This is a genomic window from Ruegeria sp. CDSA021, assembly GCF_059612325.1.
This window is the reverse complement of record NZ_JBXWQJ010000002.1, coordinates 240,963-252,243: the sequence shown is the minus strand read 5'-3', so window position 1 is coordinate 252,243 and position 11,281 is coordinate 240,963. Positions and strand designations below refer to the sequence as shown.

At 58.6% G+C, this 11,281-nt stretch carries 12 protein-coding genes; 6 read left to right on the top strand and 6 right to left on the bottom strand.

Going from position 1 to position 11,281, the window contains the following annotated elements:
* The first annotated feature begins 74 nt into the window (after positions 1 to 74).
* Positions 75 to 533 (top strand): NUDIX hydrolase, encoded by a 459-nt coding sequence (locus tag AC2FLD_RS03435; protein WP_496667472.1) that lies wholly within the window; start codon positions 75 to 77, stop codon positions 531 to 533.
* Between the two features lie 89 nt (positions 534 to 622).
* Positions 623 to 2,101, top strand: coding sequence for an inorganic phosphate transporter (locus AC2FLD_RS03430; RefSeq protein WP_496667473.1), 1,479 nt, complete (start codon positions 623 to 625; stop codon positions 2,099 to 2,101).
* 9 nt (positions 2,102 to 2,110) lie between these two features.
* Here AC2FLD_RS03430 and AC2FLD_RS03425 read toward each other — a convergent pair whose 3' ends face one another.
* The 3 genes from AC2FLD_RS03425 to AC2FLD_RS03415 form a co-directional block, all read right to left on the bottom strand.
* Positions 2,111 to 3,085, bottom strand: coding sequence for a 2-dehydropantoate 2-reductase (locus AC2FLD_RS03425; protein ID WP_496667474.1), 975 nt, complete (start codon positions 3,083 to 3,085; stop codon positions 2,111 to 2,113).
* A 77-nt stretch (positions 3,086 to 3,162) separates the two neighbouring features.
* Complete coding sequence (locus AC2FLD_RS03420) at positions 3,163 to 4,125, bottom strand: pirin family protein (RefSeq protein ID WP_496667475.1); 963 nt, start codon at positions 4,123 to 4,125, stop codon at positions 3,163 to 3,165.
* 120 nt (positions 4,126 to 4,245) lie between these two features.
* Positions 4,246 to 5,079 carry a phytanoyl-CoA dioxygenase family protein gene (locus tag AC2FLD_RS03415; protein ID WP_496667476.1) on the bottom strand — a complete coding sequence of 278 codons (834 nt, stop codon included), beginning with the start codon at positions 5,077 to 5,079 and terminating at the stop codon, positions 4,246 to 4,248.
* 210 nt (positions 5,080 to 5,289) lie between these two features.
* Between AC2FLD_RS03415 and AC2FLD_RS03410 the strand changes: the two genes are divergently transcribed.
* The gene (locus tag AC2FLD_RS03410) at positions 5,290 to 5,778 is read left to right on the top strand and encodes a twin-arginine translocation pathway signal (RefSeq protein ID WP_496667477.1); all 489 of its coding nucleotides are present in this window, start codon (positions 5,290 to 5,292) and stop codon (positions 5,776 to 5,778) included.
* A gap of 6 nt (positions 5,779 to 5,784) precedes the next feature.
* On the top strand, positions 5,785 to 6,378 hold the full coding sequence (locus tag AC2FLD_RS03405; protein WP_496667478.1) for a ferric reductase-like transmembrane domain-containing protein: 594 nt from the start codon (positions 5,785 to 5,787) through the stop codon (positions 6,376 to 6,378).
* Here the strand turns inward: AC2FLD_RS03405 and argF are convergent.
* On the bottom strand, positions 6,375 to 7,301 hold the full coding sequence (gene argF, locus AC2FLD_RS03400) for an ornithine carbamoyltransferase (RefSeq protein ID WP_496667479.1): 927 nt from the start codon (positions 7,299 to 7,301) through the stop codon (positions 6,375 to 6,377). The two genes, AC2FLD_RS03405 and argF, sit on opposite strands and share 4 nt — an antisense overlap.
* 74 nt (positions 7,302 to 7,375) lie before the next feature.
* Positions 7,376 to 8,563, bottom strand: coding sequence for an aspartate aminotransferase family protein (locus AC2FLD_RS03395; protein WP_496667480.1), 1,188 nt, complete (start codon positions 8,561 to 8,563; stop codon positions 7,376 to 7,378).
* Positions 8,564 to 8,836: 273 nt separating this feature from the next.
* Here AC2FLD_RS03395 and AC2FLD_RS03390 point away from each other — a divergent pair, with 273 nt between their 5' ends.
* Complete coding sequence (locus tag AC2FLD_RS03390; RefSeq protein ID WP_496667674.1) at positions 8,837 to 9,721, top strand: DMT family transporter; 885 nt, start codon at positions 8,837 to 8,839, stop codon at positions 9,719 to 9,721.
* 51 nt (positions 9,722 to 9,772) lie between these two features.
* Here the strand turns inward: AC2FLD_RS03390 and AC2FLD_RS03385 are convergent, their stop codons facing one another.
* Entirely contained in the window at positions 9,773 to 10,576 is an 804-nt protein-coding gene (locus AC2FLD_RS03385) for an ABC transporter permease (protein WP_496667481.1), read from the bottom strand.
* Between the two features lie 125 nt (positions 10,577 to 10,701).
* Between AC2FLD_RS03385 and AC2FLD_RS03380 the strand changes: the two genes are divergently transcribed.
* Entirely contained in the window at positions 10,702 to 11,277 is a 576-nt protein-coding gene (locus tag AC2FLD_RS03380) for a GcrA family cell cycle regulator (protein ID WP_496667482.1), read from the top strand.
* Positions 11,278 to 11,281: the final 4 nt, after the last annotated feature.

Genomic DNA, 11,281 nt, shown 5'->3' with positions numbered 1-11,281 from the left:
ATCATTGAAATACAACATTGGCACTGTTAGGTCCGTCCAGTTCCGATGACATAATTTGGTTGAAGCGCTGCTTAATGGGTTCAACACTGCGAAAACTCTGGGAAGAGGTTGGACGACCTCTGTTACTGCGCCCACAGCGGGTGCAGTTTGCAGCATTGTGCACCCGCATTCATGACGGTCAGGACGAAGTTCTGCTGATCACAAGCCGTGACACCAAACGTTGGATCATCCCCAAGGGTTGGCCTATCGATGGTCTGAATGGGGCGGAAACGGCCTTGCAGGAAGCTTGGGAAGAGGCCGGAGTACGCGCGAATACGGTTCACAAAGATCCCGTCGGCCATTTCACTTATGACAAGATCCTCAAAGACGGTTCGGCACTGTCGGTTTTAACCAATGTCTACCGGATTCCCGTACAAGCGTTGGCCGATGATTTTCCCGAAGCCGATCAGCGTGAACGCGGCTGGTTTTCCCCCACCGAAGCAGCAACGCGCGTTCAGGAACCCGAGTTACAGGCGCTGCTGCGGCAAATGTAACGAATTCGCAACAATTTGATGGCACCCAGCTTGCCCCTGCAATGGGAAACCGTTACCTGCGGGCGATCTTCAAATTTCTGACCAAACCAATGTCTGACTCAAACCCAAAACCACGTTGGCAGGCGCTTGACAGCGACCTGCACCGAATTTCCCGCGTCGAGACCGCCAATATACACGTGTCGCGCCCCTTGTTGGCCCCGGGGATCGCGCTGGCGTTCATGGCGCTGGCGGGGTTGACTGCGGCCGTTCTGTTTGGTCAGGCCGACGGCGGCCATATCATCATCGCGGCGGCTGCGTTTGGGGCCTATATGGCGATCAACATTGGCGCCAATGACGTGGCCAACAACATGGGTCCTGCGGTTGGTGCGAATGCACTGACAATGGGCGGAGCCATTTTGATTGCCGCTATTGCCGAAAGCGCGGGCGCATTGCTGGCTGGCGGGGATGTGGTCTCGACCATCTCCAAGGGGATTATCGATCCGGCCTCGGTGCAGAACAGCGATGTGTTCATCTGGGCCATGATGGCGGCGCTGATCTCGTCGGCAATGTGGGTCAATCTGGCGACCTGGGTCGGCGCACCGGTGTCCACCACGCACTCGGTCGTGGGTGGGGTTATGGGTGCCGGGATTGCAGCAGCGGGCCTGAGCGCGGTGAACTGGGGCACGATGAGTGCAATTGCAGCCAGCTGGGTAATTTCTCCGGTGCTAGGAGGCGTGGTTGCAGCCGGTTTTCTGGCGCTGATCAAGAACAAGATCCAGTATCAGGACGACAAAATTGCTGCGGCACGCAAGTGGGTGCCGATCCTTGTGGCGGTGATGGCGGGGGCCTTTGCCACCTATCTGTCCGTAAAAGGTCTGAAACGGATCGTGAAAATCGATCTGGAGATGGCTCTGCTGATTGGTTTAGGCACAGGGCTTCTGGCCTGGTCTGTGACCATTCCCTGGGTTAAACGCAAATCCGAAGGACTGGAGAACCGAACCCGGTCGCTGAAGACACTGTTTGGACTTCCACTTGTGATCTCGGCCACGTTCCTGAGCTTTGCCCATGGCGCGAATGACGTCGCCAATGCAGTTGGTCCGCTGGCGGCGATTGTTCACGCGGCAGAGTTTGGTGATTTCGCCTCGAAGGTTTCAATCCCGCTTTGGGTGATGATCATCGGCGCGTTCGGAATCTCATTCGGTCTGTTCCTGTTCGGTCCCAAGCTGATCCGGATGGTGGGCAGCCAGATCACCAAGCTGAACCCGATGCGCGCCTTCTGCGTTGCCCTGTCGGCGGCGATCACCGTGATTGTGGCCAGTTGGCTGGGCCTGCCGGTCAGCTCGACCCATATTGCCGTTGGTGCGGTCTTTGGCGTCGGCTTCTATCGCGAATGGCATTCCGAGCGTCGGCGCAAGCAGACGAACCTTCAGCGCATTGCTACCCAGCAACTGGCCCCGGAAGAATACCGCCGCCGCAAACTGGTGCGACGGTCACATTTCATGACCATCGTGGCAGCATGGGTTGTGACCGTGCCTGCTGCCGCAACGATGTCAGCCTTGATCTATTGGATGCTCACCGCCTTCGCCTGACGGGTGCGGTCACATCCGGATCTGATCCGGGGTCAGCTTATGATCGGGCGCGTGTTTGATCAGGTCGGACACTTGAATGCAGATCGGCGTCGGCACCCCGGTTTCCCGGCCCAACCTTATGATATGGCCTTGCAGACTGTCGATTTCCGTCTGCCGTTCGGCCATCAGATCATAAGCCATCGAGGTTCGGGCGTTGGGATCAATGGTCAGCATCCGGGCCGCAACGCGGGTAAACAGCGGTGTCGGGAGCCGCAGTATATGCGGGGTCATCCAAACTGGCAGCGGCGTGGTTGAGGCCGCTGGATGCCCTGATGCCTTGAGAACGGAAAGTGCCTCGGCCATCTGATCAGCCATAAGGTTGCGCCAATCGCGGCTTGTCAGTTGATCCACAATCGTAAGGCCGGAAAGGGCATTCAGCGCATTGTTCAGATTGATCAGCAACTTGCCCCATTGCACCGCCTCGATCTGGTCACTCGCCAAGACCGGCAGGTCAGGGCTGTCAAGACGGGCGGCCAAATCGCCGGGGCCGTTTTCGATGACAATCTCGCCCGATGTTGCCCGGTGATAGGACGCGGGGCCGTTGGGCACCACGTTAAAGGGCACCATCCCGGCACGCACATCTCGCCCAGGCAAGGCGACACGCAAAGTCGCAGCATTTGCGATCCCGTTCTGCCAGGACAGGACAGGAGCGCTCTGCGGTGCCTCGGCGGCGATCAGGTCGGCCATATCCGCCGTGGCCCCCGATTTGACGGTGACGATCACCAGTTCGGCATCTCCCAAACATGCGGGATCGTGGCTGAGGGTTAAGGAACTGGTCGGCGCGGTGTAATCGAGCCCGTCAAAGTCGGTGACCGTCAGCCCGTGTTGACGGATCGGGTCCAGCACACGGGCGCGGCCCAGCAAGGTGACGGAATGGCCCACCCGGGCCAGCAATGCGCCGCAATAACACCCAATGCTGCCCGCACCTGCAATAACGAGTTTCATAAAACCCTCTCAGAAACACCTGAAAGGATCACCGCAAATGGCCCGTTACACAACCCCGCGGCTACCGAGGTCGATTGTCAACGCGCCAACCGTGGCTTGGTACGTTCAAGCTCTTCAGAAATAGGGATAAATTCCTGATCGTCACCCGGCGGTAAGTGGAACGCGCCATTGGCCCAATCGGCGCTTTTCCACTCACGCGTTGCGGTTTCGATCTTTTCTTTCGAAGAGGACACGAAGTTCCACCAGATATAGCGGCCCTCGTTCAGGGTCGCGCCGCCCAGCAGCATCAGTCGCGCACCCAAGGAACCTGCCTTAACCGACAGTTTGTCACCGGGGCGGAACACCATCATGCGGCCTTCATCAAACGTGTCGCCTGCGACCTCGACCGAACCCTGAGTGACATAGACGCCGCGATCCTCGTGATCATCGGGCAGCGGAAAGGAGGCACCGGGTTCAAGCTGCACGTCCAGATAGAAGGTCTCGGACAGCATGGTGACCGGACTGGTTTGGCCATAGGCCGAACCCAGGATCAATCGGGCACTGACGCCCGCGTCTTGAAGATGCGGCAGCGCGGCCTGTTTGTGATGCTCGAAATCAGGGGCCATATCCTCGTGCGCTTCAGGCAAGGCGATCCAGGTCTGGATGCCAAACAAGCTGTGTTTCTTGCCGCGCGTCTCGTCGCTGGTGCGTTCGGAATGGGTGACACCCCGTCCTGCGACCATCCAATTGACCTCACCCGGATAGATCATCTGGTGGGTGCCGAGGCTGTCGCGATGCTCGAACTCGCCCTGATAGAGATAGGTAACGGTGCCCAGTCCGATATGAGGGTGGGGGCGCACGTCGATACCGCCTTCGGTGATGAATTCGGCGGGGCCCATCTGATCGAAAAAGATGAACGGACCCACCAGTTGCCGTTTGACCGAAGGCAAGGCCCGGCGCACCTCGAACCCGCCCAGATCACGGGCGCGTGGAATAATCAAAGTGTCCAACGCCGGGTTTTCCGAGAGACACTCTGGATTGTGGGTCGGATTCCAACTCATTGCATCACTCCCTACGCTGCACATGGCAAAGCTGAACATCGTTCGCTCATGCAAGAGATAGCCGCATTTTTCGGTCAATAAAGTGCACAAACGCACAGACTGGGTGCATTGCCGGTCTAATTAGCGGGGCCAGAGTCGGGGAAAAAACGAGCCATTGATCCTATCCCCCTCGCCATAACCCGCGGCCTCGAACTGCGCGCGCTCATCTTTGGTCCAGTCGCCACGGTATCGAATGACGCCATCTGGTGCAGTCATGCGCAGCGTGAAACGGCGCACCGTTTCCGACGGGGTGATCGAGGACAGCCCACCATGCAACGTCCGCATATCGAAAAAGATACAATCTCCAAGCTCCAGATCCCATTGTAACAAATCATAGGCGTCCGGGTCCGCGTTGACATCAGGCGGCGGGTGATAAGTTTGCCCGGCAACCTCAGTCGGTTCATAACTTGGGTGCCCATCAGCAAAGCGCACCCGCATGAAAAGCTTGTTCCACAGGTGTGATCCCTTGACGAAGGCGATACCGTTTTCCTTTGTTACCGGCTCCAACGGCAACCAAAGAACACACATGGTGCCTTCGAAATCGAAATAAGACAAATCCTGGTGGAAAGGTGGACGCGAAGTTGATCCAGCTTCACGAAGAAACCAGTTGTCCATAACTAGGTTGATGGACGGTGCCCCCAACAACCCGGCGGCAAGCGGCGCACAGGGTGAGTTGTGAACGAACTCGGTGAATTGTGGGACTTTGTTCCAGGCCCAGTAATCCTCGAAATAGCCGCGGGCGTTCGGATCTTTGGTATGGCGGGTGAAATTATCGGTTGGACTATCAAGGTCGGCGTCGATGCCTGCGCGTAGCAACGACAGCCAGTCGGACGAGAATTTTGACCGAAGAACAACGGCCCCGTCGCGCTGGAACGCCGCAATATCTTCGACTGAGACCTGATCAGTTTGCGTCATGGCATGACCTTTCGATTCAGACACCATGAGCGCAAGCTTCGCACCTTACAAAACGAAACGTCAAAGAGTTTCGGTCCTGTGGCCTCTGTCCGCCTCACAGAAGCGTGAGAGTAGGCCTTTCTGAATCTAGTTGTCTCGGAATCTGCCGGAAACATGCTATCTTACTTCTCGTTATCGGACCAAAAGTAGTCGCGGATTGGAGGTTTCTCGATGACTGGCGCGTTGCTCTCCCGTCGTTCACTGATCACCCAAGGTGCCGCCGTTGTGGCAACCGGGACCTCGGGGCTTTTGTTGCCAGCACGCGCAAGCGGGCTAGTGCCAACGCCTTCGATGCGGGGCGGATCGAACAATTATCGCCCCGGTGCACCAATCGTGGACCAGATCGGTGGCGGTGGGTTCTGGATGACCGGCACGGTGCGGCGCGCAGGGGACGGAGCCCCCCTGCCCGGCCAGCGCATTCAAATCTGGGCACATACTACCGAGGGGCACGAGCGCGATCCGCACAGCCACGGCGCCACATTGACGGATGCGAAGGGTGAGTTCCGGCTGGAGATGCCGCAAATCGTGCCCGCCTTTGGTCAACCGCACGGGCATCTGGCTTATGACAGTGAGGAGTTCGAGACCGTTTTCCTGCGCCCCGTGATGTCGAGCGCAAAAGACAAGACGTTAGCCGCGCATTTTGTATTGCAGCCGCTCTGAAACGTGGTGAGGAGTATTGTTATCTGGGCGGTGCTGGGTACCGCTCTTACCGTGCCGATCATCGCATCGGCCTTTAGCCCTTACCTGGCGTGGCGTGACCCGATCTACATTCTAGCCGGATTTGCGGGCATCATCGGGATGTGCCTTCTGCTGATGCAACCTTTGCTAGCCGGACGCTGGCTGCCCGGGCTTTCACCGGTGACAAGCCGATACTGGCACAGATGGTGCGGTCTGGCACTGATCGCAGCCATCGTAATCCACGTCGCCGGGTTGTGGATCACAAGCCCTCCGGACGTGGTGGATGCCTTGCTATTTGTTTCAGCCACCCCTTTTTCGGCCTGGGGCGTAATCGCCATGTGGACCGGCTTTGCCGCTGCACTGATGGGGGTTTTACGTCAACGCTTGCGCCTGCGGTTTCGAGTTTGGCGTCTGGGTCACGTCACTTTGGCCATCGCGACCATTCTGGGCAGTGTTGTCCATGCATTACTCATCGAGGGTACGATGGAAATCATCACCAAGATCGCCCTGTGCGTTCTTGTGATTTTGGCGAGCGTCGGAACGCTCGCCAGATTGCGGGTTTGGGAGGTACGACGGCGTTAAACGCCAAGGCACCAGCGCATAACCGCTTTTTGCGCATGCAGGCGGTTTTCAGCCTCGTCAAAAATGACCGAGTTCGGACCGTCCATCACCTCAGAGGTTGCCTCCTCCTCGCGGTGGGCAGGCAGGCAGTGCATGAACAACGCATCCGGCTTGGCGTGGGACATAAGTTCCGTGTTGACCTGATAGGGGCGCAGCAGATTGTGGCGGCGTTCCTTGGCAGACTGGGAATCGTGCATCGAGACCCAAGTGTCCGCGACCACCAAATCAGCCCCTTCAACGGCCTTGAATGGATCCCGCTCGACTACGATTTGAGACCCTTTCTGCCGCGCGAACCCCATGAACTCTTCTTCGGGGTCGAATTGCGCGGGGCCGGTGAATGTCAGGTCGAACCCGAACTGGCCTGCGGCGTGAAGGAAAGAGGCGCAGACATTGTTGCCATCGCCAGTCCAGACCACCTTTTTACCCGCGATGGGGCCACGATGTTCCTCGAACGTGAGCACGTCGGCCATAATCTGACAGGGATGGGTGCGGTCGGTCAGGCCGTTGATAACCGGCACGTCTGAATATTCGGCCATTTCGGTCAGGATGGTCTCGTCAAAGGTCCGGATCATGATCATGTCGACATAGCGCGACAGGACGCGGGCGGTGTCGGCAATCGTCTCGCCATGGCCCAGTTGCATGTCCTTGCCGGACAGTACCATGGTCTGACCACCCATCTGACGGACGCCCACGTCAAAAGAAACACGGGTCCGGGTCGAGGGTTTTTCAAAGATCAGCGCGACCATGCGACCGGCCAGCGGCTGATCGCTGTCTAGCGCTGCCTTGGGACGGCCCAGGCGCGCCTGTTTCATCGCGCCCGCCTGATCGATCATGGCCCGCAGGTCGGAGGCATCGGTTTTATGGATGTCGAGGAAATGGTTCATTTTGCTTCGCTTTTGGCTGATGGCGGGTGCGGGTCAGCCCCCACACCCCCGGAGTATTTGGAAAAAGATGAAGCTCAGGCAGTTGCGAGCTGGGTTTCGATCTGTTTGGCAGCTTTGTCGAGGCGGATCATGGCTTGAGCGATGTCATCCTCGGTCAGTGTCAGCGGCGGCAACAAGCGGATCACGTTGTCGGCGGCGGGGACGGTGATAACCTCGTTGTCATAGCCTGCACTGACCACATCGACATTGGCAGGTCTGCATTTGAGACCGAGCATCAGTCCACAGCCGCGGACCTCTTCAAAGACTTCGGAATGATCAGCAACCAGACCTTCGAGTTTCTGGCGCAGAAGCCCGGCCTTTCGGTTGACACCTTCGAGGAAGGCCGGGGTTGCCACCTGCTCGATCACGGCGCAGCCTACGGCGCAACCCAGCGGGTTGCCGCCATAAGTCGAGCCATGGGTGCCCGCTGTCATGCCGGATGCCGCGTCTTCGGTTGCCAGAACAGCGCCGAGAGGGAAGCCGCCACCGATACCTTTGGCGACCATCATGATGTCAGGGGTGATCCCTGCCCACTCATGCGCGAACAGCTTGCCGGTCCGGCCAACGCCGCATTGCACTTCGTCCAGGATCAGCAGCAGACCGTTTTCATCACAGATCTGACGCAGCGCTTTGAGTTCGGCATCAGGCACCGGGCGGATGCCACCTTCGCCCTGCACCGGCTCGATCAGGATGGCCGCGGTTTTGTCGTCAATCGCATTGGTGACGCCGTCCAGGTCACCAAAGGTCAGGTGCACAAAGCCGGGCAACAAAGGACCAAAGCCCTTGGTCATCTTTTCCGACCCGGCGGCAGCAATGCCTGCAGAGGAGCGTCCATGGAATGACCCGTCGAAGGTGATGATTTCAACGCGCTCAGGCTGACCTTTGTCATAGAAATACTTGCGGGCCATTTTCACGGCCAGTTCGCAGGATTCCGTGCCGGAGTTCGTGAAGAACACCGTGTCCGCAAAGGTGTGCTCGACCAGCTTGTCGGCCAGCGCCTGTTGCTGCGGGATGTTGTACAGGTTCGAAACATGCCACAGTGCGTGGGCCTGCTCGGTCAGCGCGGCCACAAGCGCGGGGTGCGCATGACCCAGCGCGTTCACCGCGATCCCGGCACCGAGATCCAGAAAACGTCGGCCATCCGCCTCGGTCAGCCAGGCGCCCTCACCCTTCACGAAAGTCAGGGGCGCACGGTTATAGGTCGGCAGAACGGACGGGATCATGGGATCATCCTTTTCAGATAGTATGAGCCTCGTGAGTGATACACGAAGGCCCTGTTCGTCAACAGATTTGGTGAGGTTTGTGCCGAATTGGAAGGCACATAAGATCAAACAGGCCGGTTACGCAGAGATGCGTCGGCGTCGGAGCAGTTGGATATGCACGCGTTTGATCATGGCCGCCCGTATAGCGATGGTTGTGCAGGTTGGGAAGCCGCTATTTTGCACGGGTCGCATTTTGCGCTTGCCAAAGCACATGCAACCACGCACCGGTTGGCCATGTTTGAACCCAAACGCCATAATCCACCGCTGGCCGCTGCGCTGATCTTTGTCGCCACTGCTTTCATCGCGGCGACAACGCTGCTGGCCAAGGCGCTGGGGACGGATGCACTTGGGCCACCTTTGCACGCGATGCAAATCAGTCATGGGCGGTTTCTGTTTGCCCTGCTGGCCATCCTGTCCGTGGTTGCGATCCTGCGGCCCCGGCTGGTGAAGCCCCATTGGGGGCTTCATATCGGGCGAACCAGCTTTGGCTGGGCCGGGGTGACTTTGATGTTTGCCTCGGTGGCCTTCATTCCGATGGCGGATGCGACAGCTATTTCCTTTCTGAATCCCGTCTTTGGCATGGTTCTTGCAATTCCGCTGTTGGGGGAGCGGGTAGGCCCGTGGCGCTGGCTGGCCGCAGCCGTTGCCCTGATCGGTGCGCTGATCTTGCTGCGCCCAACGCCTGCCAGCTTTCAGCCTGCTGCCCTTTTGGCGCTGTCAGCCGCTGCGCTGATCGGGATGGAGCTGATCTTTATCAAGAAGCTATCGGGCCGCGAGCCGCCGATCCAGATTCTGTTGATCAACAACTCGATGGGGTTGGTGATCGCCACCATTGCGGTCAGTTTTGTCTTTCAGATGCCAACCCTGCAGCAATGGGTTGCATTGGTGGGGATCGGCGTCCTGATGGCCTGTGCGCAGGCGTGTTTCGTCAACGGCATGGCGCGGGCGGACGCGTCTTTTGTGGCCCCGATCAGCTATGCGACACTGATCTTTGCCGCCCTTTATGACTTTGCGGTGTTCGATGTGATCCCCGACTGGATCAGCCTGATCGGGTCGATCACCATTCTGGCCGGCGGGCTGATTTTGGTTTGGCGAGAAGCAGTACAGCGGCAAGGGTAACAGGCAAAACACAGAGCCGACAAACCGTCAGCAAAGATGGTTTGGCTTGCTTCAAGCTTTCAACCTGTACCCGGTGCGCAACATCTGCCAGGTGATGAGCCCGACCACCAATGTCGCAAACGCGCAGACCGCCATGCCCAGCCACGGAGAACTATCCGACACCCCGATCATTCCGTAACGCAAACCGTCGATCAGATAGAAGACCGGATTCAGATGGGTCAGACGGTTCAGGACCGGGGGCAGCGCGTCGACCGAGTAGAATGTGCCCGACAGGAAGGCCAACGGCGTCACAACGAAGTTGGTGATCGCCGCCATTTGGTCGAACTTGTTTGCAAAGATACCGGCAAACAATCCCAGCGCACCCATGAATGCGCCTCCAAGTACCACAAAGATAAGCGCGACCAACGGATGCTGAGGGGCGATAGAAAGCAGAACCAACAACGCGATTGAGGTCACCAGTGCAATCATCACACCACGGGCGATGCCCCCCGCGAGATAGCCCAAAAGAATCTCAAGCGGTGATAGTGGCGGCATCAAAGTATCAACGATATTGCCTTGTACTTTGGCGATCACCATTGAAGATGAGGTATTGGCAAAGGCGTTCTGGATCACCGTCATCATCATGATCCCCGGGGCCAGAAACATCTCAAATGGGACGCCCATGACATCAGGTCGACTGGGTCCGATGGCGATGGTAAAGATCAGCAGGAACAACCCTGCCGTCACCAGCGGCGCCAGTACGGTCTGGGTCCAGACCGCCAGAAAGCGCAGGGTCTCGCGCTGTGCCAGCGTGTATAGTCCCATCCAGTTGACTGCTCCGAAGCGGCGCGCGGTCTGATCTGCGGGATTCTGCATGTTTTGCCCTCAACCTGATTCGAAGACAGCTTGTAACTCGGGCTGCAGTGTTTAGAATAGGGGCTGAGACGAATTTCCAAGGCGGCCCGAATCCGGGGCCGCTTTCCGCTTTTGAAAGGCTAACGATGTCCTGGACAGACGAGCGTGTAGAACTGCTGAAGAAGATGTGGGGCGAAGGCCAGTCGGCCAGCCAGATTGCCAAGGAACTGGGTGGCGTGACCCGCAATGCGGTGATCGGCAAGGTGCATCGCCTGGGCCTGTCCAACCGGGCAACAGGCGCATCCCCGGCCAAGGCGGAACCGAAAGAAAAACCGGTACCCGCCCCCAAGGCTGAGGCCAAGCCCAAACCCACGCCCAAGACCGAACCGGCGCGCCCGGCCCCTGCCCCGACCGCCGAGGCAAAACCCGCCGTTCCGGCCCGCCGCCAGATCATCCCCGCCGGTCAACCGCTGCCGCCGCAGCCTTCGGCCAATGAAATCAGCCCCGAAGCGCTGGCCAAGGTCAATGAGATCGAGAAGAAGGCCAAGAAGCTGACCCTGATGGAGCTGACCGAGAAAACCTGCAAATGGCCCGTGGGCGACCCCGCGACAGAAGATTTCTGGTTCTGTGGCCTGCCGGTTGAAGCGGGCAAACCCTATTGCGAGGCGCATGTGGGCGTGGCCTTCCAGCCGATGAGCTCGCGCCGCGACCGACGTCGGTAAAGCT